Raw genomic sequence first — 23281 nt, 5'->3', positions numbered from 1 at the left:
GGATTAACCATGACTACTGAAATTAAAGTTCCAGTATTACCTGAATCAGTTGCAGACGCATCAGTGGCTACTTGGCACGTTAAGGTTGGAGATAAAGTATCTCGTGACCAAAACTTAGTTGACATTGAAACAGACAAAGTAGTGCTAGAAGTAGTATCACCAGAAGATGGTGTAATAACAGAAATACTAGAAGACGAAGGTGCAACAGTACTAGGCGAACAAGTTATTGCTCGTGTTGGTGCTTCAGATGCAGCTCCAGCGGCAGATGCGTCTCCGGCGAAAGAAGAGTCAGCTAAATCTTCTACTAGCTCACAAGAAAAACAAGTTGTTAAAATTAAGGTACCAGTGTTACCTGAGTCGGTAGCTGATGCAACAATTGCAACTTGGCACGTACAAGAGGGTGATTCAGTAGAAAGAGACCAAAACCTGGTTGATATTGAAACTGATAAAGTAGTACTAGAAGTAGTTGCTCCTGAAGCTGGCGTAATCTCGAAAATACTTCATGGCGAAGGCGATACTGTACTTGGCGAACAAGAAATTGCTGAAGTTACAGCGGGCGGCACTAGTGCTCCTAGCTCAGAAAGTTCAAACGAAGAAACTTCAAGTGCATCAGGCGATGAAGTTATGTCGCCATCGGTACGTCGATTAGTATCTGAAAAAGGTCTTGATGCTAGTAAAATCAAAGGTTCGGGTAAAAACGGCAAAATTACGAAAGAAGATGTTGAAGCATTTGCAACGAAAGCATCTGCGCCAGCCAAATCTGCACCAGCTGCACAGCCAGCGGTTCAAGTAGCAAGTGGTGACCGTACTCAAAAACGTGTTCCTATGACTCGTTTACGTAAAACTATTGCGAATCGTCTATTAGAAGCGAAAAACTCAACGGCAATGTTAACGACGTTTAACGAAATTAACATGAAGCCAATTATGGACCTTCGTAAGCAGTATAAAGATGTGTTTGAAGAGCGTCATGGCGCTCGTTTAGGCTTTATGTCTTTTTATGTAAAAGCGGTAGTTGAAGCATTAAAACGTTTCCCTGCAGTAAACGCTTCAATTGATGGTGATGACATTGTTTATCACAACTACTTTGACGTAAGTATTGCGGTTTCAACACCGAGAGGCTTAGTCACTCCAGTTTTACGTGACTGCGATAAAATGAATTTTGCAGAAATTGAAAATGGTATTCGTGAACTCGCGATTAAAGGTCGTGATGGCAAGCTTACTGTTGAAGAAATGCAAGGTGGTAACTTCACCATCACAAATGGTGGTGTATTTGGTTCATTATTATCTACACCAATCATTAATTTGCCACAAACCGCTATCTTGGGTATGCATAAAATCCAAGACCGCCCAATGGCAGTAAATGGTAAAGTTGAAATTTTACCTATGATGTACTTAGCTCTATCTTATGATCACCGTTTAGTTGACGGTAAAGAGTCAGTTGGTTTCCTAGTAACAGTTAAAGAGTTATTAGAAGATCCTGCTCGTTTATTATTAGATATCTAATTACACGAAAATTAACGCAATAATCGGCATTTATATGTGCCTTTTATTGCACTAATTGAGGGGTTAACTATAATAGCCCCGCTTGTTAATTCTGGCTGTATTTAAGTTACAGCCTTTTACTTATAACAGAGATGGATAGAACATCATGAACTTGCATGAATATCAGGGTAAACAGTTGTTTGCTCAATACGGGCTTCCTGTATCTAAGGGCATCGCTGCCGAGACCCCAGCGGAAGCAGCAGCAGCTGCGGACCAAATCGGTGGAAACGAATTCGTAGTTAAAGCACAGGTACACGCCGGTGGCCGTGGTAAAGCGGGTGGCGTTAAGTTAGTTAAAACTAAAGACGAAATTAAAGCATTTGCTGAAAAGTGGTTAGGCGAGCGTCTAGTTACGTATCAAACAGATGAAAAAGGCCAACCAGTTAGCCGTATTCTAGTTGAAACTTGTACAGATATCGCACAAGAATTATACCTAGGTGCTGTTGTAGACCGTTCTAGCCGTCGTATCGTATTCATGGCGTCTACAGAAGGCGGTGTTGAGATTGAGAAAGTTGCAGAAGAGACTCCTGAAAAGATCCTTAAAGCAACAATCGACCCGTTAGTGGGTGCACAACCTTATCAAGGTCGTGACTTAGCGTTCAAACTTGGTCTTGAAGGCAAGCAAATTTCTCAGTTCGTTAAAATCTTTATGGGTTTAGCGAAACTGTTTAAAGAAAAAGACATCGAGTTAATCGAAGTTAACCCATTAGTAATTACTCCAGCTGGTGACTTACACTGTCTAGACGCTAAAGTAGCGATCGATAGCAATGCTGTTTACCGTCACCCAGACATTAAAGAAATGCACGACCCTTCACAAGAAGACGCGCGTGAAGCTGATGCTGCAAAGTGGGAACTTAACTACGTTGCACTAGACGGAAACGTTGGCTGTATGGTTAACGGTGCTGGTCTTGCAATGGGTACGATGGATATCGTAAACCTAAATGGCGGTAGCCCAGCAAACTTCCTAGATGTAGGCGGCGGCGCGACTAAAGAACGTGTAGCTGAAGCATTTAAAATCATCTTATCTGATGACAATGTTAAAGCGGTACTTGTTAACATCTTCGGTGGTATTGTTCGTTGTGACATGATCGCAGAAGGCATTATTGGTGCGGTTAAAGAAGTTGGTGTTAACGTACCAGTTGTTGTTCGTCTTGAAGGTACTAACGCTGAGAAAGGTCGTGAAGTATTAGCAAATTCTGACGTAGACATCATCGCAGCAGAAAGCCTACAAAGCGCTGCTGAATTAGTAGTTAAAGCTGCAGAGGGTAAATAATGAGCGTTTTAATTAATAAAGATACTAAAGTAATCTGTCAGGGTTTTACTGGTGCTCAAGGTACTTTCCACTCTGAACAAGCGATTGAATACGGCACTAACATGGTTGGTGGTGTTACTCCTGGAAAGGGTGGTCAAACTCACCTAGGTCTTCCTGTATTTAATACAGTTGCAGAAGCGGTAGCTGAAACGGGTGCGGATGCATCTGTTATATACGTACCAGCTCCTTTCTGTAAAGATTCTATCTTAGAAGCGGCTAACTCTGGAATCAAACTAATCGTTTGTATTACAGAAGGTATCCCTACTCAAGATATGCTTGATGCAAAAGTAGTATGTGACACATTAGGCGTACGCCTAATTGGTCCTAACTGCCCAGGTGTTATCACTCCAGGAGAGTGTAAAATTGGTATCATGCCTGGTCACATTCATAAGCCTGGCCGTGTAGGTATTGTTTCTCGCTCTGGTACTCTTACGTACGAAGCAGTTAAGCAAACTACAGACGCTGGTTTTGGTCAATCTACTTGTGTTGGTATTGGTGGTGATCCAATTCCAGGTACTAACTTCATTGACGTTTTAGAGTTATTTGAAAATGACCCTAAAACTGAAGCAATCGTTATGATTGGTGAGATTGGTGGTACTGCAGAAGAAGAAGCAGCGGCTTACATTAAAGATCATGTAACTAAACCTGTTGTTTCTTATATTGCTGGTGTAACAGCACCTGAAGGTAAACGTATGGGCCATGCTGGTGCGATTATTTCTGGTGGTAAAGGCACGGCAGACGATAAATTTGCAGCTCTTGAAGCAGCAGGCGTTAAAACTGTTCGTTCTTTAGCAGAAATTGGTAAAGCACTAAAAGAGAAAACGGGTTGGTAAAATCGTCAGAAATGACATTTTAGAACTTTATTGAAAGGCTGCCGAATGGCGGCCTTTTTTATGCGGGTAAGAATTTAACGTTGAGGCAATTACATATTGCTTTCTACTTTATTACTGAAAGACTACAAATTGAAGACATGAAAAAGGCCCAGAAGGGCCTTTTAAAAATGTCATAGTTTTTAATGCGTTGCATTTAAAACGCGATTAATTAGAACTTATAAACACCTTTCAGGTAGTAGAAGCCACCATTAATACCGATAGGTGAGGTAACTGGATATTGTGCACCAGCAACTTCATTATCCCACATTGTATTTTCATCTGGCGTTTCATCGAGTAGATTTTTAGCGCCAATTACGACCTCAAAGCTATCATTTACGTCGTACGCAACTTCTGCATCAACAGTAAACTCTGCACTAATGTCTTCAATTGGTAATGCAGAATCTAGGTGATCTTCGTAAATACCAGCAAAGTAGTTAACACGAACCATCGCTCTCCAACCTTCGTTTGAGTGCGTTGTTGTGAAACTCCAACGGTGCTCTGGCAAGTTCTCTTCGATCATGCGTACACGCTCATCTGAAATATTGGCAGAATTTTGTGTAACTTCTGTTTTTGTCCAGTTATACGCTAGAGCATAACGGTTTTCACCATCCATAAAGTCAGAGCTATAGTTTGCAACAATATCTAAACCTTTTGTCGATGTATCAAAGTCGTTAGTAAAGTAACTTACTTCTGAGAAGCTTGATGCATCTTGAACGCCTTGTGATAACAATAAATCGATATCAGAAGGGGTTAGCTTAATACCTGAAACCGTTGCAATTCGGTCACTTACGTCAATGTTAAAGTAATCAGCCGTTACGAATAGACCACTATCTAGTTCTGCAACAACACCAAAACTAAATGCTTTTGACTCTTCTGGTGTTAGGGCTTTACCACCTTTTAGTACAGAGATTGGATCTGTTGGAGGTAACGTCGCTCTATCAATTAGCTCACCACCAGTACCAAACGCAGTTGTTACGTTACGAACAGTTGATTGACCAATTGTAGGAGCTTTGAAGCCAGTGCTGTATGCACCCCTAACAGCAAACTGATCATTTAATTGATAACGACCTGCTAGTTTACCTTTTGTGGTGTTACCAAAATCAGAGAAGTCTTCAAAACGTAAAGCACCAGAAACCATGAAGTTATCATTTACGTTGTATTCAACATCAACGTAAGTTGCGAAACTATTTCTGTCGTTTTTACCAGCACTTTTAGCTGATAGGCCAGGGAAACCGTTTGAACCGATACCAAAACCTTGTGCCGCTAATGGACCTATTTCCCAAGACTTATAATCGCCAGCAATACTTTCATAAGACTCATGACGGAATTCAAAACCACCTGCAACGTTCAAATTACCATCATTAAAGTTATCGACGAACTTTGAGAAATCAATGTTAATTGCTTGCTCTGATTGTATGTATTTACCAGGTTTAAATGATGTTGGGCTATTTGGACCTAAGCTTGGGTTAATGGTATTGCTGATCATGAAGTCTACTTCATTTGAACCCGCGTAGAAACTAATGTCATACATCAATTCACTTACGAAAAGATCAGTCTCACCTTTGGTACCAAGTGCAATTGAAGAGTCGACAATTTTACCACCAAACTTCGGTGTAAAGCCACCTGGGAATATTTCGTTAAACGCAAAACAATCAGGATTATTCTGAACCTCATCAATATATCTCTGGTTAGTCAATACATTGCTACCGGTTTGAATATCCATAGGACAATTGCCACTCATATCACCAGTAAGATCACCAACTAGAAGTAACTGATTACCGTTTACATCAGTGCCACCATCATTTACGCCGCCACGGTTGTGTGGGTTACGGAAATAAAAACCACCTTCAACTTCTCGCTCGGCATAGTTTAAGAACATATATGCTTCAGAATCGTTACTTAGCTCTAATCCAAAGTTACCAAATAGTTTTATATCGTCTTTAAACTCTGGGTTGCCCCAAACCTGAGCTGGATCATTTACAAATGTGTTTCCAGCGGCAATTAGACCTGCTGCGTCATCACGTTGAACACTTCGGCTTGTAGGATCTGATTCTTTGTATTCGAAAGAGAAGTTCGCAAAACCTTTGTCGGTTAGTGGTAAACCTATATTACCGCCTAATTGCAACGTATCACCATCACCTTCGTAATAAGAGCCATACTTAACTTCAAAACGACCGCCTTCTGACGCATCATTAAGAACAAAGTTAATAACACCAGCTATGGCATCAGAACCATATTGCGCAGCAGCACCATCACGAAGTACTTCTACTTGTTTAATTGCAACTGACGGGATAACTGATAAATCTGGTCCTTGAGCACCATCAGATAAACCACCACCTAAAAATGTAATTACAGCTGAACGGTGACGACGTTTACCGTTAACTAAAACTAACGTATGGTCGGCAGCCATGCCTCTTAGGTTAGCAGGGCGAACAAGAGTTGACGCGTCATTAATAGGCTGTTCGTTTACGTTAAACGAAGGAACAGTGGTCTGTAACATAGAGACCATGTCTGTTGAACCTTGCTTATTAAATTCTTCAGCACTAATAACATCAACTGGAACTGGAGAGTCTCCGACTGATCGTGGAGCAGCACGTGTACCAACAACAGCTATTTTTTCGATGTTCTTTTCTGCTTTATCATCTTCTGCAAATGCGACCATAGGTGTTACAGCGCCTACAGATAAACTTGATAATAAAGTGTATTTTAGTACCCGTGAAAGTGGCTTTAATTTATACATATATGTTCCCTTTGGTTATTCTTTTAAGTCTTTAATTATTATTTTTGAGTGTAAAGACCAATTAAACCTACAACGAAAAAAAGAATATTGCTAGTTGAACCCGCTATTAAGTGGATAAAAAACCAACAAAACACGCTTTTTTTTAAAAAAAATGCGATTGATTGCAAGAAATGAAGGGTTAAAAATTTGATTTTTGAACTTTTAGAAGGTAGGTGTGTTGCTGCGATTGGTAGGAGTTTAAAGTGAGCAAGGCTACTCACTTTAAACTTCGCTAAATGATTACGTTATTTTCCGCCTTTTTTTATAATTTCTTGAGCTAGAACATCAGCGATTTCATGAGTTGGTTTATCTTCTTTCTCAGAACGTTCAAAAATTTCTAATAACGTGTCGTAAATCTCTTCGACTTTTTTATTGGCTTTATCCGATGAATAGCCTTCGGGATCTTGTTCAAAAAAGATATTGATTATTCCACCAGCGTTAATTGCGTAATCTGGAGCATACAATATACCTCGTTCCTTCAAGTCAAAGCCGTGTCTAGGCTCTGCTAATTGGTTGTTTGCGCAACCAGCAACAATCTTCACTTTTAATTGAGGAATTGTTTGGTCATTGATAGTTGCGCCTAAGGCACAAGGAACATAAACGTCGGCATCAACGGAATAAATATCATTTAAACCAACGGCCACTGCGCCAAAGTCTGTTACCGCTTTATCTATTGAGGCTTGATTAATATCACTAACAATTAATTTTGCGTTTTCGTTGTAGAGGCGTTCACACAAATACATACCAACTGAACCTAGGCCTTGAATAGAAAATGTAAGACCTTCCAAACTATCAGTGTTTAGTTTGTGTTTTACAGCAGCTTTAATACCTAAATAGGTACCATAAGCAGTGAACGGAGCAGGATTACCACTTTTACCTTCTAAACCGACCACATAATCCGTTTCCTTATAGGCATGCATTATATCTGCAGTGGTAATATTTACGTCTTCAGCAGAATAGTAAGTGCCATTTAAGTTATTTAGTTTTTTACCAAATGCACGAAACAGTGCTTCCGATTTAAGTTCTTTAGGGTCACCTATAATTACCGCTTTACCACCACCAAAATTTAGGCCAGCTAATGCATTTTTATATGTCATGCCTTTTGACAACCTAAGCACATCTACAAGTGCTTCTTCGTCGCTTGCATAATTCCAAAATCGACAACCACCAACCGCAGGTCCACAATTAGTATTGTGAACGGCAATAATTGCTCTTAAGCCTGTAGCTTCATCGTGGGCAAATACAACTTGTTCATGATTATCAAATTCAGCTTGAGAAAAAACAGTCAACGTCAACTCCATTTATATGGTCTATAAAATTTTGAGCGACTCTATCAGAGAATACGCGGAACACATATAAGTGGAAGTGTGGGGCTAACTGGTTAGACCTCATTTTATTGTAAACAAAACTGGTCCATTTATAACGTGATTGAAAAAGCCAATCCAAGTTGGCCGAGTATTCCAAAATTAATGTAAAACGTTTTGCGCTATTTTGAATAGGTCAACGGAGCACATAAGGGGTTGTTTTGCGATGCCTCCATCCATATAAACTTTACCGGCCGGCACGAAACCTTGCTCTTTATATTTATCAACCTCGTCTAACAATGAATCAAAATAGACTTTTTGGAAGCCTTTAGCTCTTGCTAAATTTAGTAACTCTTTAAAAACTTGTCGTCGCACTTTAGGTATACGATGCTTCATTAACACTGCAACACGGCTAATTTTGCCATCATCGCATAAGCGGCCAGTTGCGACCGCTCTGCCTTCATCATCACGGATTAACACATGCTGACATTGAATATCATGATGATCAAACTCTGACTCTAATGGGAATTGATATTCGTAAACAAATACTTGTTCACGAATGGCGCGAATTTCCTTTTTTGACTTCCTCCACGAAACTTTATCAGTTTTGTAGTTCATTTTTACTCGTCTATGTATAAGTAACCTGTATTAATAAGTGTAGTCAAAAGTGAAATATTTTCTAATTGGTTGAGGGAACTTTTTAGATTAAATTTGTCAAGAGCAGACTCACAATGTACTGTTTTTACAAAATCTAGTTGAGAATCAATAAGCTTGAAATAAGTACCGTTGCAATAGAAGTGCAAAGCGTCATCATCTAAAAAGTACGAAGTTTTTAGTGCTAATACCTTTTGGATTGTTATATTGCCAGACTGAATCAATTGAATTAACTGTGTTTCACTCCACTCTTGCTCACTCGGAATGATATCTAACTCTCGAGTAGGCTCAGTCAAAAACTGGTGCAAAAAGCGGTCAAAATTATTGTTATCAAGAGCCTCTAACATAAAGTCTTTTAGCTTGTTAACAGTATCCATTGGCAACGCAGAATTAAGCGAAGCTTCCTCTTTAAAAGCATTGTTAACAAAACGCGCTTTACCTAATTCGTTTTCGTAAATAAAGTCGGCAAATGATGTCAGTAGCTCAGTTTGATTTGGTGATCTAAAACCTATTGAATAGCTAAGGCTTGGAGATAGTGTTTCACCACAATGGGGTGCGAAAGGAGGAATGTACAATATATCTCCAGGGGCTAACAGTTCGTCAATGATTGGACTAAGTGTTTCAACTTGTAAAAGGTCTTGTACTATTTCTTTTTGCATTAAAGACTTGTCGACACTACCAACCTGCCAACGACGAGAACCGCTGCCTTGAATGATAAAAACATCATACTGATCTAAATGCGCACCAACACCACCATTTAGCGCACTATACGACACCATAACATCATCAACGCTCCATTCTGGAATAAAACCAACAAGCTGTCGAAGTGAATAAACGTCGGGTATCCAGCGGTCAACACCTTGCACAAGCAAAGACCAGCCGTTTTCTCCTAAATGGTCATAATCAGCAAATGGTCCATGTTTCACATTCCATTTGTTATTAGCATTTTCTACAATTCGAGACTCGACAACTTCTTCCATGGCCAAGCCAGCTAAATCATTAGCGTCAATTGGATCTTCAAAGTTTTCTATAGCTTGTTTCAAAACAACAGGCTTTTGCTGCCAATAATTTTTTAAAAACTCTTCTTGAGAGATATTGGTCCAATTTATGTTCATGGTATGTGAGCCTTAATTTCCTAAAAATAAAGCCAGTCAAAAGACTGGCTTAAATAATAATCCAACGTAAATGTGTTAATACTTTGATAGCTTAGTCTAAAAGAGCGATAAACTTTTCTGCGTCACCGATGTAATTTGCTGGAGTCATTAATTTTAACTCAGCTTTTACCGTCTCTGGTAACTCTAGGTTATCAATAAACTCAGCCATAACGTCTTTGTTTACCTTTTTACCACGAGTTAAATCTTTTAGTTTTTCATAAGGCTTTTCGATACCGTAGCGACGCATAACAGTTTGAATTGGCTCAGCTAATAATTCCCAATTGTTATCTAGCTCGTCTAACAAACTTTGCTCATTAACTTCAAGTTTACTAATACCTTTTAATGTCGCTTGGTATGCAATGATCGAATGAGCAACACCAACCCCCAATGTACGAAGTACAGTTGAGTCGGTTAAATCACGTTGCCAACGGGACACAGGCAGTTTTGCTGCAAGGTGAGTAAAGATTGCATTTGCAATACCTAAGTTGCCTTCCGAATTTTCAAAGTCAATAGGATTCACTTTATGAGGCATTGTTGAAGAGCCGATTTCGCCTGCCACCGTTTTTTGTTTAAAGTGACCCATTGCGATGTAGCCCCAAACGTCACGGTCAAAGTCCAACAAAATAGTATTAAAACGCGCCATAGCGTCAAACAGTTCTGCGATGTAATCGTGAGGTTCAATTTGAGTCGTAAATGCATTCCAACTTAAGCCTAGAGACGTTACGAAGGCTTCTGAATGTTCATGCCAATTTTGCTCAGGGTAGGCCGATAAGTGGGCGTTGTAATTGCCTACAGCGCCATTAAATTTGCCAAGTATTTCTACATTTGCTATCTGGTCACGTTGACGTTGCAAACGAACATATACGTTTGCCATTTCTTTACCCATTGTCGAAGGTGTAGCTGGTTGGCCGTGAGTACGACACATCATAGGAATAGATTTGTATTCGTTCGCTAGTTTTTTAAGCTCAGATAAGATTTTGTCACAATAAGGTAAAACCACTTCTTTTCTAGCAGCAGATAACATCAGACCATGTGAAAGGTTGTTAATATCCTCAGAAGTACATGCAAAGTGAATAAACTCATTTACGGCAGTAAGCTCTGCGTTATCGGCAACTTTTTCTTTTAAAAAATATTCTACCGCTTTTACGTCGTGGTTAGTGGTGCGCTCGATGTCTTTTATGCGTTGTGCGTCTTGTTCAGAGAACTCATCAACTATTTTGTTTAACAGCGCGTTAGCACTATCAGAGAAGGCTGGAACTTCTGCAATGCCGTCCATCGTTGCTAATTTTTGTAACCAACGTACTTCTACGACTACACGATATTTGATAAGACCAAATTCGCTAAATATAGAACGCAGTTCTGACGCTTTGCTACCGTAACGTCCATCTACTGGTGAAATTGCTGTAAGTGCAGAGAGTTGCATGATGACCTCTTAACTGATTAGTGATAATTCTTTATTAAATGAAATCGCGCTTTGTAAAATCTTGTATCTACTAAAAATAAATTGCCGGCGTTTTCCGCCCATTTGGCGCCATAGCACAGCCGCTCTAACACCGGCTAACAATAGTGCTCTAACTTGATTTTGTATTAAAGGTTGTTTTAGGTTTTGTGGCGTACCGATTACTTTGATTTTTTGACCAATAGGGCTGATGTTTTTGCTATAAATATCCGCAAAATTGCCAACGACAGAAGCGTCACAAATATCGAAGTGTTCAAGTCGACGCTCAATTTCTTTTAATGAGGTTGTTAAGCCAGACAAAGCATGAGCGTTATTTAGTAGCTTTTTTGAAAGTGACATCATGCCGGCTAAATAACGAGTTACTTCCACATCTTTACTGGTAGCCTGCCCACTAAGTTGATGAACTAACAAATAACTACCTTGCTTTAACGCGGCAATATCTTGATAAACGTCGGTAACTGAGTCGGGCGAGGTAGCCATAACTCCACTCAACAAAGTACGCATTGCCACTGTATCAATAGCTTGCCCTTTAGAAACTTGCTGAATGAGCAACGCTGCTTCGCAGATGGCCGCCATAGCTATGGTTTGATTTCGTTGTTGCTCTGTCATATTAACGCAAATACTGCTCAATGATGCCGCCACCTAGACATACGTCACCATCATAAAAAACGGCAGATTGTCCTGGTGTGACAGCGCGTTGCGGCGTGTCAAATAACACTTTGATAGAACCGTTTACTAGATCTGGCGTAACCGCACATGGGATATCGTCTTGGCGATAACGAGTTTTAACTGTTAAACGCATTGGTGATTGGGGACCTTTGCCATCAACCCAGTTTAGTTGGTTTGCAACTAACCCATCGGAAAATAGTAAAGGGTGATTTTTACCTTGACCTACAATTAAAACATTTCGTTTAACATCTTTGTCTACAACGAACCATGGTTGATCTTTAAATTCCTTTAAACCACCAATCAATAGGCCTTTGCGTTGCCCAAGCGTGTGATACATCAAGCCTTCGTGTTGGCCAATGACTTCACCCTCAGGAGTTTCAATATCACCTGGTTGCGCAGGAAGAAACTTTTGCAGAAAGTCTTTAAATTTACGTTCACCGATAAAACAAATACCAGTGGAGTCTTTCTTATCTGCAGTAACTAGACCTTGCTCTTCGGCTATGCGACGTACTTCCGGTTTCTCTAGCTCACCAACTGGAAATAAGGTCTGTGCAATTTGTTTTTCGCCGATAGCGTATAGGAAGTAACTTTGGTCTTTGTTTTGATCTAGACCTCGCAGCATTTTTGTATTGCTATCATCTGCGGTGCGTCGAACGTAATGGCCGGTCGCAATATAGTCCGCACCTAAGATTTCCGCTGAAAACTGCAGAAAAGCTTTAAATTTAATTTCTTTGTTGCACATAATATCTGGGTTTGGAGTACGGCCCGCTTTGTATTCCTCAAGGAAGTGCTCAAAAACATTATCCCAGTATTCTGACGCGAAGTTAACGGTATGTAATTCAATACCTAACTTATCACAAACAGCCTGTGCATCTTTTAAGTCTTCTGCCGCAGCGCAATATTCGTCATCGTCGTCTTCTTCCCAATTTTTCATGAAAAGACCCTCTACTTGATAACCTTGCTGTTGTAAAAGGTAAGCAGATACAGATGAGTCAACACCGCCGGACATACCAACGATGACTTTTTTAGTAGCGTTTTCGCTTAGCGTTTCAGAAGTAATATCAGACATAGTTGCAGACAAATATTCCAGACCGTTAAAATTTGCGCGGATTCTAACATAAAGCGCAGTTAATAAGTAAGTTCCAAGTACGGCTTTTTAAGGTTTTTCGATGAGTTTATATTCTCCAACCTTAATACCATCTATTGTCCAGTTGCCGACTCGATATCTAATTAGTCGAAGAGTAGGAAAGCCGATATGTGCAGTCATTCGGCGAACTTGTCGATTTTTGCCTTCGGAAATAGTTATTTCAAGCCAGGTTGTGGGGATGGCCGCTCGTTCACGAATCGGCGGTACACGTTCCCAGACTAAGTCTGGTTCATCGATTATGTTAACTTTCGCAGGTTTTGTCATACCGTCTTTAAGTTCTACACCGTCTCGAAGTTGTTGTAATGACGCCTCCGTAGGCGCTCCTTCCACTTGAACCCAATAACATTTTGTTGTTTTGTGGTCTGGACTAGCAATCTTGTTTTGAAGCGCACCGTCATTAGTTAAAACTAATAAACCCTCACTATCTCTATCAAGACGACCTGCGGCATACACGCCTTCAATATCAATATAATCCTTCAGTGTCTTTCGACCTTCCTGATCTGTAAATTGTGTAAGTACCTGAAAAGGTTTGTTAAAAAGTACTACCTTAGGAGGCCCCAATTTCTTTTTTTCTGAGTTACTTTTTGCACGGAAAGAAGCAGACGGCGTGGGGCTTTTGGCGCTATATTTTTTTTTGCTAAAACGTTGATTTTTAGCATTTGTGCCCTTATTTCCGGGGTGAGCATTATTTTTTACAGTTTTCATAGGGCTATTATAGATAAAGGTCTTTCAAAAAGTAGCGGTATTTTATAGTATGCTCAACCAAAATTCAGGCTTATATTCAGATAATCGTCCGCTATACTTAGTCGAACGAAAAACTCACTGCAAATGTAGGGAATCTAAATGACATCTAAAATCATCTATACCAAGACAGATGAAGCGCCAGCATTGGCGACCTATTCATTCTTACCAATCGTTGAAGCATTCAGCAAAACAGCTGGTATCGAAGTGGAAACACGCGATATATCATTAGCGGCACGTATTATTGCTAACTTAGCGGACTTCCTTCCGGAAGACCAACGTGTAAACGACGACCTAGCTTACTTAGGCCAGTTAGCAAAGACTCCAGAAGCAAATATCATTAAGCTTCCAAATGTATCTGCGTCAATCCCACAATTAAAAGCAGCGATTAAAGAGCTTCAAGCACAAGGTATTAAATTACCTGAGTTTCCTGAAGAAGCTAAGACAGATGAAGAACAAGCGATTAAAGCGGCTTATTCGAAAGTATTGGGATCTGCAGTAAACCCAGTTTTACGTGAAGGTAACTCTGACCGACGCGCACCAGGTGCAGTAAAGCAATATGCTAAGAAAAACCCACACTCTATGGGCAAGTGGGAGAAAACGTCTAAGTCTCACGTTGCTCACATGAGCGAGGGTGACTTTTTTGCGAGTGAAAAATCAACAACGATTGCTAAAGATGGTTCTTTAAAAATTGAGTTTGTTGGCGCAGACGGTTCTACTAAGGTTTTAAAAGACTCAGTTCCTGTACTAGCGGGCGAAGTTGTTGATGCAACATTTATGAGCGTTAAGGCATTAAATAGCTTTTTGGCTAACGAAATTGCCGACGCAAAAGAGCAGGGCGTACTATTCTCAGCTCACCTTAAAGCAACTATGATGAAAGTTTCTGACCCGATTATATTTGGTCACATCGTTAAAGTGTTTTATAAAGACGTATTTACAAAACATGCAGCGACATTTGAAGAGCTAGGCGTTGATGTTAAAAACGGTTTAGGCGATGTTTATGCGAAAATAGAAAAATTAGACGCAGATAAACAAGCTGAAATCAAAGCCGATATCATGGCGGTGTACGAAACTGCACCAGATTTGGCCATGGTTGATTCAGATCGCGGAATTACAAACTTACACGTTCCATCAGACGTTATCATCGATGCATCTATGCCAGCAGCGATTCGTACTTCGGGTCAAATGTGGAACGCAGAAGGTAAACTGCAAGATATGAAAGCTGTTATTCCTGATCGTTGTTACGCAGGGGTTTACCAAGAAACAATTTCTTTCTGTATTGAAAACGGGGCTTTTGATCCGTCAACTATGGGTACAGTACCTAACGTTGGTCTAATGGCTCAAAAAGCAGAAGAGTATGGTTCACACGATAAAACGTTTGAAATCCCAGCGAACGGCACTGTTAAAGTTACAGACCAAGACGGTAATCTAGTGTTTGAACATCATGTTGAAACTGGCGATATCTACCGTATGTGTCAAGTTAAAGATGCACCAATTCAAGATTGGGTGAAACTTGCAGTTAACCGTTCACGTTTATCTGGCATGCCTGCGGTATTCTGGTTAAACGAAAAACGTGCGCACGACGCAGAGCTTATCAAAAAGGTAAATACATACCTTAACGATCACGATACAGATGGTTTAGACCTTCGTATTTTAGCGCCTGAAGACGCGACTCGTTTCACACTTGATAGAATCAAGAAAGGCGAAGATACGATTTCTGTAACAGGTAACGTACTGCGCGATTACTTAACTGATTTGTTCCCAATTTTAGAATTAGGAACGTCAGCAAAAATGTTGTCAATTGTTCCTCTAATGAACGGTGGTGGTTTATTTGAAACGGGTGCAGGTGGTTCGGCGCCTAAGCACGTTCAGCAGTTTGAAAAAGAAAACCATTTACGCTGGGATTCACTAGGTGAGTTCTTAGCATTAGCGGCATCGTATGAGCATTTAGCAAATACAGTCGGCAACGAAAAAGCACGTGTATTATCGGTAACACTTGATAAAGCAACGGCTAAGTTCTTAGATAACAACAAGTCGCCTTCACGTAAAGTGAATGAATTAGACAACCGTGGTTCTCACTTCTTCTTAGCACTTTATTGGGCTCAAGAATTAGCGGCACAAACGGATGACGCTGACCTACAAGCAACATTCAAAGCGGTAGCAGAGCACTTGACTGCTAACGAAGATACAATCGTATCTGAGCTAAATGAAGTACAAGGTGTTGCAATGAACATTGGTGGCTACTACAAGCCATCTGATGAAAAAGGCTTTGCGGCTATGCGCCCAAGCAATACACTGAACGCAGGTTTAGCGCTTTTAGGCTAAAGTTACATTGCTGTTAATATTGAAGGTCACCTAGGTGGCCTTTTTTATTATCTAGAGATAGGTCACTAAACGCTTAAAGATTGTTTTACTAAAAATAAAAAAACCGGCATAAAGCCGGTTTTTTTATATGTAAAACTAATTAGATTAGAATTTTACGTTTACACCAGTAAATATACGACGGCCAACAATGTCGTATTGTGCGTTAACAGTATACGCAGGCGGTAACTTATCAAACACGTTACGCATACCGAAGTTTACTGAGATGTCATCGCTAAATGCGTAGTTACCAGAAACATCGTGAGTAACTATGCTAGGCACCCAATACGGGTCTGCATCTTCAGGAGAACCACCATTTGGTGATACGTCGTAAGTTACAACGCGATCAATAGTACGCATAGTCCAGTTAACCGTTAAATCATCCAACACGTATGTTGTAGATAAACGAACTTGTAACTCAGGGTCACCCACTTCACCTGTCTCTACGTTGATTTCATCAGGACGATCTTGGAATTCAAATTGTTCTAGCTCTATCAATTTAGAAACGAATAACTTGAATGATACGTCACCTGGTAAATCCATACTTTCTAAAGACATACGGTAGTTAATTTCTGACTCAATACCAGAAACGTTAAGTGCTGCAGCGTTAAGTAGGCCAGAACGAACTAAGTCGATATCTTTAGTTGTTGGGTCTCTGTCAATTGCACTACAGTACAACTCATCAGGACCGCCAGTCGCGTCTACACAGTTATCAGCAATGTTTTGAGCCGTAACTGAAATAATCGCATCTTTGATTTCAATATCATAATAATCAACAGTTACTGTTAGGTTTTCAACAAATTCAGGAACCCAAACTAAACCATACGTTGTTGACGTTGAAGTCTCTGAGAACAAGTCTGGGTTACCACCAGAAATTGTATCGATACTTACGTTGTCATTTGCTTGGAAACCGACAGGAATACCTAAAGCGGCACAGTTGCCTGCGCGATCTGGATCGTCGTTTATGTTATCAGCATCACAAGGATCCGATACGCGGCCGAAACCTGGTGATTGAGGGCTGAATGCTTCTGATAAGTTTGGTGCACGAACCGCTTCACCGAACGTCGCACGTAAGCGCAGTTGTTCAATTGGAGCATACATTAAACCAACTTTCCAAGCATCCGCTGAACCAGCGTGAGAGTAATCCGCTGTACGGTATGCTGCATCAAGAGTTAACTCTTTAGCAAAAGCAACATCAGCTAAAATAGGTAAGCTAACTTCAACAAACCCTTCAGTTACATCGTATTCACCAAACTCGTCCGGTGTTGCAGCACCTAATAAAGCACCTGATTTTGTTAATTCATCAGTAATAGTACTGTAAGACTCTTCACGATATTCAAAACCAGCAGCAAACCCAATAGGGCCGCCTTGTAACGAGAAAAACTCTTCGGTATCAGAAGCGATTGAACCACCAAACACTTCTTGTGTTATCTGATCTTTACGAGTTACGTCAGCCGATACCCAATCACGAGCTTCCTGTGATGCTTGTGCAAAGCCAAACGGGTTATATGCAACACAGTTTCCTGCATCTACCGTTGCAGCTGATGGATCAACACAAACGGCTTCACCTGTGTCAGGATCAATCATAGAGTTAACGGCAGCAGCAAAGTTACCAGGAATTAAGTCATTCTCTGTTACTCGTGTATTGTTTGATTCACCGTAAACATAAAACAATTCCCAATCAAAATTGGTATCGCCTAGTGTAAAGTAACCATCAAATCCACCAACGACTCGGAACATGTCACGTTCGTTAGCTGCAGAACGGTTACCTAGTTCGTCAAAGAATTTAGCCATAGGAACAACACCGCTGCCACCTAAACGGTTACGAGCGTAATCACTTAAAAAGGCATTCTTTTCTACGTCGATTGATATGTTACCGAAGCGGAAGCTTGGTTGGAATTGCTGAGCAATTTCGGCTGAATTGTATTTAAAGTCAGCAAAAAAGTTTACTTGATCAGAAACTTCATAATTCATTGTACTACCAACGTAGAAACGCTCTACGCTTGGATAGATATTTTCGTATTCTTCAGTAAAGAAACCTGTTGTACAACCTGCAGGTAGTTTACCAAAGGCAAAACTGTTGGTTTCAGAACGGGTACATTGTTCAATAACATTACCACTGCGATCAAAGGTAAAACGATCGCCACCAAATGGGTTCATAACACCAGTATCATTGATCATTTCAGAACCAATGTTTGGAGAGCGAAGTACGTCAGGAATGCCGTCATCTTCGCCAGTATTCAATGTGTTGTTGTAAGTTCCCCAGTTATCTAGTTGACGAATATCTGCAGACATAGTCTCTTCAATGCGCTCAACACCAGCGAAAAATGTTACGTTACCTTTGTCGCTAGAAGCACCTGATACGATACTAAACGTATGGTTTTTTGCACCCACACCTTCAGTTGAACCACTTGCAGTTGCATTTAATTCAAGACCTTCAAAGTCTTCTTTTAATACTACGTTAATTACACCTGTTACAGCGTCAGAACCATATATTGCTGACGCACCACCTGTGATAATTTCAATTCGTTCAATTAGTACGGCTGGGATTGTTGATAAATCAACCTGTGCAGAGCCAGGAGAGCCTGCAACGTGACGCTTACCATTTACTAATACTAGTGAACGGTTTGCACCTAGACGGCGTAAATCAGCTGAACTTTGGCCAGCATCTGCGTTGCTTCCCGCGTTACCTGACAATGTATTTGTTGCACCGATTGCTGGTAACTCTGCTAATACGCTACCCAAATCTGGCGTACCAAAACGAGCAATCTCTTGTTGGCCTAAAACAAGAACTGGAGTTGGAGTTGATAATTCGGTCTTAGCGATTCGAGAACCGGTTACAGCAATTTTCTCAACTTCTTCTACTTTATTATCTTCATTTTCAAGGGCAAATACATTGGAAGCCGTAAATGCAAGCCCTGATACCAATGCTAAGCTTACAGCCTGGCTGAGTAATGTTTTTTTATTCATGTTATTCCCTAGGTTTATCTCTCTAACGGAGCTAAGTTTTGGTTAACATCCTGTTTTATGGCGTTACTTATATCCATATTTAATGATGTTTCATGTGGTAACGTATAAAAACCTACTTTATGTACAGATGTCTAGCAATCAAAATATGACTTTTTGTTATTCTTTTTGGGAATATACTGTGTGTTTTTGGTTATAAAGGCTGTTTAATTAATATATCGTTCATTCACATTCTTAACTCATCGACGTTCGTTGCCTTTTTTAAGCAAAATATAAAATTTAAATTCGTTCTTAGATTGAATTAATAACCATTTGTTATTAAAGTCGAACAATAATAAAAAAGAACTAGAGTAAAACATGAAAAAATTATTAATAGGCGCATTGGTCGCACTGTCGTTTGGTGCAAATGCTAACAATGAAAACCAAAGTCAGAGTTATAAACTGATCACAGTTTCTACGTATCTTAACTTTTACTTAATGAATTTAAATGCTTGTGAGGATTTTCATCCAAGTACACGAGCTGAAGCTTATAAAGCGGAAGGTACCTTATATCCTTATTTTGAAAAGCTCGATGCTAAAGTTGCTAAGCTAGATATCGACAAAGAAGACAAAATGGCGATCAAAAACACCGTTTCGGATCGCCGCAATAAACTCGATCAGCAAATAGCAGACGGCGAGTTCACATTAGAACATTGCAATGCAGTTATTGGCCTTGTAAATGAAGGGCTAGACGAAGCGCTATTAGCTAACATCAAGTAACCAAATTTGCGATATAAAAAAAGAGCCTTGAGGCTCTTTTTTTATATGTTATTAATATTTCTTAGTATCCAATCGGCTCTTTGCAAAAGAGCGTCTTTATCAGCATCTGTTTTTTTCTCCCAGTTGCGATACACCATGGACTGGCGAGGATTACTTTTAAATTTCTCTTGGTGTTTCACCATAAAATTCCAATACAGGGCGTTAAAAGGGCAGGCATTGTCTTCCGTTTTCAGCTTTACATTGTAGTGGCAGTTTTTACAGTAGTCGCTCATGTTATTTATATAATTGCCACTGGCCGCATAAGCTTTAGATGCTAGTAAGCCGCCGTCAGCAAATTGGCTCATACCACGAGTATTCGGCAGTTCTACCCACTCTATAGCATCTATATAAATACCTAAATACCAATCATCGACTTGATCGGGATGTAACCCAGATATCAGTGCAAAATTCCCTGTTACCATTAGCCTTTGTATATGATGTGCGTAGGCTGTAGTAAGACTTTGTTTTATTGCTTGGCTCATGCAAGCCATTTTTGTATTCCCATCCCAAAAATAGTCGGGTAGGTCATTGGTTGCTTCTAAGTCGTTTAATGACTTGTAACTAGGCATGTTTATCCAATAAATACCGCGAACAAATTCACGCCAGCCAAGTATTTGTCGAACAAACCCCTCAATTTGCTCCACAGACACTTTATCACTGTTTTGATACTTCGCTATCGCCTGCTTAATGACATAGCCTGGTGATAACATCTTCGCGTTTAATGCAAAAGATACCCTTGAGTGATAAAGGCTCCATAGTGAACTAGAGGTATCATTATTTTCGTAAACCATAGCATCTTGGTAATAACCAAAAAGTGGTAAGCAATTATCTAAAAAAAACGCCAATAGCTCTTTTGCTTGGCTTCTATTAATTGGCCACAACAAAGTGTTTCCACCGGTGCCAATTGTTGAAATATTGTGATTTTTTAGTCTGGTATTAATTGTTGAAACATCATTAGTGAATTGTAACGGTCGAGGTACTTCCTCTATATCCGCTTGTTTCATTTTATTTCGATTTGCGCTGTCGTAGTTCCACTCACCGCCAACTGGCTCATCACCATCCATTAATATATTAAATCGCTTACGTAGCTTTCGGTAAAAAGCTTCCATTCGATGAGCGGTATTAAACTTAAAATAATTTTTAAGTTCACTTTGCTCTAAGAAAAAATGCTCAGTTGAAAAGACTTCAATGTTGTTGAGGTTGTCATGGCTTATTTCGGAAAGCTGCTCAGCAAGACGATATTCGTCAGGCTGTTGGTATTGAAATTGTTTTACATCAAAACGTATTACTAAATCAATAATGACGTCATCCAATGTTTGCCCTTCAGTATCATCTAGTGTGAGATGAATCACATCATGGCCAGCTTTTGTTAACGCGGTCGAAAAATTTTCCATCGCCGCAAAAAATGCCTGTATTTTTTGAACGTGATGTTTAACGTACTCTTGCTCTTGATGCAACTCAGCCACAACATACAAAACAGAATTATCTTTTTCTTTGTACCAACTGTGATTCGCATTAAGTTGATCACCCAATATAAGGCGCAACGTTGAATAACTAGAATTCATGACACTCCTTAATCAGAAAGTATAGGCCAGTCGGCAGCATCAACACTGTCTAATGATGTATTGTTGTCTTTATCTGCCCAACGCTTTATAAATCGGCCTTTAGGATCGTAACATTGTTGTTGTTTTTGTATATTAAACTGTCTTTTACCACGAGGGTCGCAACCAACCCCTGCAAGGTACTGCCAGTTGCCCCAATTAGACGCCACATCATAGTCAATAAGCATTTCTTGAAAATAGGCCGCACCGTAACGCCAGTCTAAGTTTAGTTCATTAACAAAATAACTAGCGGTGATTTGTCTTGAGCGATTTGAAATATAACCGGTCGCTTTTAACTGGTTCATAATTGCGTTAATAAATGCCGATGGCGTGTTGGCATCACACCATTTTTTATATCGCTCAGCGTAGAATGAGTTGAGTGGCTTTTTATTGTTGATGCCTGAGAACTTAAAGAGTTTTTCTCTATATCTGGCGCCATACCACTGAAAATATTCACGCCATAACAATTCAAACTTTATCCAATAGGTTGACTCATTAGCGCCATTCAACTGTTCGTATTTAACTATTTCATGCCAAATGTACTTCGGGCTTAGTGACCCAGAAGCGAGTGCAGCACTGAACTTAGTCGACGCGGTCCAGTTGTCTAAAAAGTTTCTTGTTTCCTTGTACGAACTCGCACAGTTTAAAGAAAAGTATTGGTGCAGATGCGCAACAGCGTTTGTTTCACCACCTTCAAACCCAGAATTAAAGTTACGGCGGTTTGAAGTGGCTTTGTTAAGCGCAGCCTCAACGTTCGGATGTCGACAAAAGAGGTTAAAAGATTGTTCGAACTGAATATACAGCTGTTTAGTACTAGTCTCAGATGTTATTAAAGCATCGGTTAGTTTCGTAAGTCTTTGGTATTGTGAAAAGAAACTATCAAGCGGCAACGCCTCTACAAGCTTTCTAAATTTCGAGAAACTATGGGGGAGTTCTTTTAAATCAAAAGGCAGTTCATGTTGTGCAAACAGTGTGTGTTGAAAGCGTTGGTGTAAGTTAACACCGGATTGTTGTAAAAATGTATACAGATTTATTTCATCGGTTCCGACTTGGCTTGAAAAACCGACATCGGTTATTTTCCTATCGACCAATACTTTATTTAGATTTGATGCTTTATTTCCCAATACTATTTGAAAGGAAATACCTCGATTAGCTAAAATTAAGCCCAAGTCTTGTAAACACTGAGATAAGAACAGCAAACGATGATTACCTATATAAGCAGAGTTAAAAAGCTGTACTTTGAGTTGACTAGGATCAAATAGATATACACACGAGAGTGTTGCGGAAGGGTCTTGATTTACCTTCACTATAAAATCATCAAGTATTGGCAGATAATTAGAACGTAAATCGTTATCAAAAATATATAAAAAATTGGAGGCCATAATATACTTACTAAATAGAGTTATGACCTCAATACGAATACCGACTCGTTTTAGTTTAGTCCTTTTCTTGACGCTTAGACTGAGCCTCAAATTGAGCTTTTTCTTGTTCCTTAAGTTCTTTTATTTTTGGTAAAGCCAATCCCATTTCTCGGCCTCTAAAACGGGCAAAATAAGTATTGCCAATAAATGCCGCTGTTAAAAGTACCAGTTCAATTACAATGTAAAGTTTATTTCCTTCAAAGGTCCAAATAGCAGTAAGCCCATGCAAATAGCACCACATGATAACAAAGTTACTCCATGCAAATGTATAAGGGTTTCCTTGCAAAATACCTTTAATAGCCGGTAAAAGCGGTAACCAAAATAAACACAAGGTAATATAAGCTAACGAATTTGCGTTGGTGTCTAAAATAAAAAATAAAATAGGGTAATAGATAATGAGGCCAAAAAAACCAACACTACCGATAATTTGAAGTTTTTTTACAAATTGGGCCATAGGTGCGGTTTTGAAATCTGTGGTTGTTGCTTGATGTTTATGCATG

17 protein-coding genes are annotated in these 23281 nt (G+C 39.8%); 5 read left to right on the top strand and 12 right to left on the bottom strand.

The features are described from left to right. Positions 1-9 precede the first annotated feature (9 nt). From odhB to sucD, 3 genes are all read left to right on the top strand, one after another. Positions 10-1503: a 2-oxoglutarate dehydrogenase complex dihydrolipoyllysine-residue succinyltransferase gene (gene odhB, locus ACZ1GV_RS07105; RefSeq protein ID WP_210559326.1), complete on the top strand. Its 1494-nt coding sequence runs from the start codon at positions 10-12 to the stop codon at positions 1501-1503. 145 nt (positions 1504-1648) lie between these two features. Further along, positions 1649-2815, top strand: coding sequence for an ADP-forming succinate--CoA ligase subunit beta (gene sucC, locus ACZ1GV_RS07100; protein ID WP_210559327.1), 1167 nt, complete (start codon positions 1649-1651; stop codon positions 2813-2815). Continuing rightward, positions 2815-3687, top strand: a complete 873-nt coding sequence (gene sucD, locus ACZ1GV_RS07095; RefSeq protein ID WP_210559328.1) for a succinate--CoA ligase subunit alpha — start codon at positions 2815-2817, stop codon at positions 3685-3687. Before sucC ends, sucD begins: the two co-directional genes overlap by 1 nt. 208 nt (positions 3688-3895) lie before the next feature. Here the strand turns inward: sucD and ACZ1GV_RS07090 are convergent, their stop codons facing one another. The 8 genes from ACZ1GV_RS07090 to ACZ1GV_RS07055 form a co-directional block, all read right to left on the bottom strand. Further along, positions 3896-6466, bottom strand: a complete 2571-nt coding sequence (locus ACZ1GV_RS07090; RefSeq protein WP_472673577.1) for a TonB-dependent receptor plug domain-containing protein — start codon at positions 6464-6466, stop codon at positions 3896-3898. A gap of 284 nt (positions 6467-6750) precedes the next feature. Continuing rightward, on the bottom strand, positions 6751-7794 hold the full coding sequence (locus ACZ1GV_RS07085) for a Leu/Phe/Val dehydrogenase (RefSeq protein ID WP_472673576.1): 1044 nt from the start codon (positions 7792-7794) through the stop codon (positions 6751-6753). 177 nt (positions 7795-7971) lie between these two features. Next, on the bottom strand, positions 7972-8427 hold the full coding sequence (locus ACZ1GV_RS07080; protein WP_472673575.1) for a GNAT family N-acetyltransferase: 456 nt from the start codon (positions 8425-8427) through the stop codon (positions 7972-7974). Between the two features lie 2 nt (positions 8428-8429). Beyond that, entirely contained in the window at positions 8430-9578 is a 1149-nt protein-coding gene (locus tag ACZ1GV_RS07075; RefSeq protein WP_472673574.1) for a cupin domain-containing protein, read from the bottom strand. A gap of 91 nt (positions 9579-9669) precedes the next feature. Next, positions 9670-11040, bottom strand: a complete 1371-nt coding sequence (gene purB / locus ACZ1GV_RS07070; RefSeq protein ID WP_472673573.1) for an adenylosuccinate lyase — start codon at positions 11038-11040, stop codon at positions 9670-9672. A gap of 9 nt (positions 11041-11049) precedes the next feature. Next, positions 11050-11706: a high frequency lysogenization protein HflD gene (gene hflD / locus ACZ1GV_RS07065; protein WP_472673572.1), complete on the bottom strand. Its 657-nt coding sequence runs from the start codon at positions 11704-11706 to the stop codon at positions 11050-11052. Further along, positions 11687-12814 (bottom strand): tRNA 2-thiouridine(34) synthase MnmA, encoded by a 1128-nt coding sequence (gene mnmA / locus ACZ1GV_RS07060; RefSeq protein WP_472673571.1) that lies wholly within the window; start codon positions 12812-12814, stop codon positions 11687-11689. The genes hflD and mnmA overlap by 20 nt, the downstream gene beginning before the upstream one ends. Positions 12815-12901: 87 nt before the next feature. Continuing rightward, complete coding sequence (locus ACZ1GV_RS07055) at positions 12902-13597, bottom strand: pseudouridine synthase (protein WP_472673570.1); 696 nt, start codon at positions 13595-13597, stop codon at positions 12902-12904. A gap of 138 nt (positions 13598-13735) precedes the next feature. Here ACZ1GV_RS07055 and ACZ1GV_RS07050 point away from each other — a divergent pair, with 138 nt between their 5' ends. Then, positions 13736-15958 (top strand): NADP-dependent isocitrate dehydrogenase, encoded by a 2223-nt coding sequence (locus tag ACZ1GV_RS07050; protein WP_472673569.1) that lies wholly within the window; start codon positions 13736-13738, stop codon positions 15956-15958. Positions 15959-16102: 144 nt separating this feature from the next. Here the strand turns inward: ACZ1GV_RS07050 and ACZ1GV_RS07045 are convergent, their stop codons facing one another. Continuing rightward, positions 16103-18964 (bottom strand): TonB-dependent receptor domain-containing protein, encoded by a 2862-nt coding sequence (locus ACZ1GV_RS07045; RefSeq protein WP_472673568.1) that lies wholly within the window; start codon positions 18962-18964, stop codon positions 16103-16105. A gap of 354 nt (positions 18965-19318) precedes the next feature. On the opposite strand from ACZ1GV_RS07045, the gene ACZ1GV_RS07040 reads away from it, so the two are divergent. Further along, positions 19319-19720, top strand: a complete 402-nt coding sequence (locus ACZ1GV_RS07040) for a hypothetical protein (protein ID WP_472673567.1) — start codon at positions 19319-19321, stop codon at positions 19718-19720. A 41-nt stretch (positions 19721-19761) separates the two neighbouring features. Here the strand turns inward: ACZ1GV_RS07040 and ACZ1GV_RS07035 are convergent, their stop codons facing one another. Genes ACZ1GV_RS07035 through ACZ1GV_RS07025 form a run of 3 tightly spaced genes read right to left on the bottom strand, consistent with a single transcriptional unit; the run spans position 19762 to position 23280 of the window. Further along, entirely contained in the window at positions 19762-21324 is a 1563-nt protein-coding gene (locus ACZ1GV_RS07035) for a cryptochrome/photolyase family protein (RefSeq protein ID WP_472673566.1), read from the bottom strand. A gap of 8 nt (positions 21325-21332) precedes the next feature. After that, on the bottom strand, positions 21333-22742 hold the full coding sequence (locus ACZ1GV_RS07030) for a DASH family cryptochrome (protein WP_472673565.1): 1410 nt from the start codon (positions 22740-22742) through the stop codon (positions 21333-21335). Positions 22743-22797: 55 nt separating this feature from the next. Further along, positions 22798-23280 carry a DUF2069 domain-containing protein gene (locus ACZ1GV_RS07025; protein WP_472673564.1) on the bottom strand — a complete coding sequence of 161 codons (483 nt, stop codon included), beginning with the start codon at positions 23278-23280 and terminating at the stop codon, positions 22798-22800. Position 23281 lies beyond the last annotated feature (1 nt).

It is taken from the genome of Psychrosphaera sp. HA2-10, assembly GCF_055693745.1.
The sequence above is the reverse complement of the archived record's forward strand: the minus strand, read 5'-3'. Positions and strand labels throughout refer to the sequence as shown.

Coding starts and splice junctions, on each gene's coding strand:
- odhB (WP_210559326.1), top strand. CDS start 10: ATGACTACTGAAATTAAAGTTCCAGTATTACCTGAATCAGTTGCAGAC.
- sucC (WP_210559327.1), top strand. CDS start 1,649: ATGAACTTGCATGAATATCAGGGTAAACAGTTGTTTGCTCAATACGGG.
- sucD (WP_210559328.1), top strand. CDS start 2,815: ATGAGCGTTTTAATTAATAAAGATACTAAAGTAATCTGTCAGGGTTTT.
- ACZ1GV_RS07090 (WP_472673577.1), bottom strand. CDS start 6,466: ATGTATAAATTAAAGCCACTTTCACGGGTACTAAAATACACTTTATTA.
- ACZ1GV_RS07080 (WP_472673575.1), bottom strand. CDS start 8,427: ATGAACTACAAAACTGATAAAGTTTCGTGGAGGAAGTCAAAAAAGGAA.
- ACZ1GV_RS07075 (WP_472673574.1), bottom strand. CDS start 9,578: ATGAACATAAATTGGACCAATATCTCTCAAGAAGAGTTTTTAAAAAAT.
- purB (WP_472673573.1), bottom strand. CDS start 11,040: ATGCAACTCTCTGCACTTACAGCAATTTCACCAGTAGATGGACGTTAC.
- mnmA (WP_472673571.1), bottom strand. CDS start 12,814: ATGTCTGATATTACTTCTGAAACGCTAAGCGAAAACGCTACTAAAAAA.
- ACZ1GV_RS07055 (WP_472673570.1), bottom strand. CDS start 13,597: ATGAAAACTGTAAAAAATAATGCTCACCCCGGAAATAAGGGCACAAAT.
- ACZ1GV_RS07050 (WP_472673569.1), top strand. CDS start 13,736: ATGACATCTAAAATCATCTATACCAAGACAGATGAAGCGCCAGCATTG.
- ACZ1GV_RS07045 (WP_472673568.1), bottom strand. CDS start 18,964: ATGAATAAAAAAACATTACTCAGCCAGGCTGTAAGCTTAGCATTGGTA.
- ACZ1GV_RS07040 (WP_472673567.1), top strand. CDS start 19,319: ATGAAAAAATTATTAATAGGCGCATTGGTCGCACTGTCGTTTGGTGCA.
- ACZ1GV_RS07035 (WP_472673566.1), bottom strand. CDS start 21,324: ATGAATTCTAGTTATTCAACGTTGCGCCTTATATTGGGTGATCAACTT.
- ACZ1GV_RS07030 (WP_472673565.1), bottom strand. CDS start 22,742: ATGGCCTCCAATTTTTTATATATTTTTGATAACGATTTACGTTCTAAT.
- ACZ1GV_RS07025 (WP_472673564.1), bottom strand. CDS start 23,280: ATGCATAAACATCAAGCAACAACCACAGATTTCAAAACCGCACCTATG.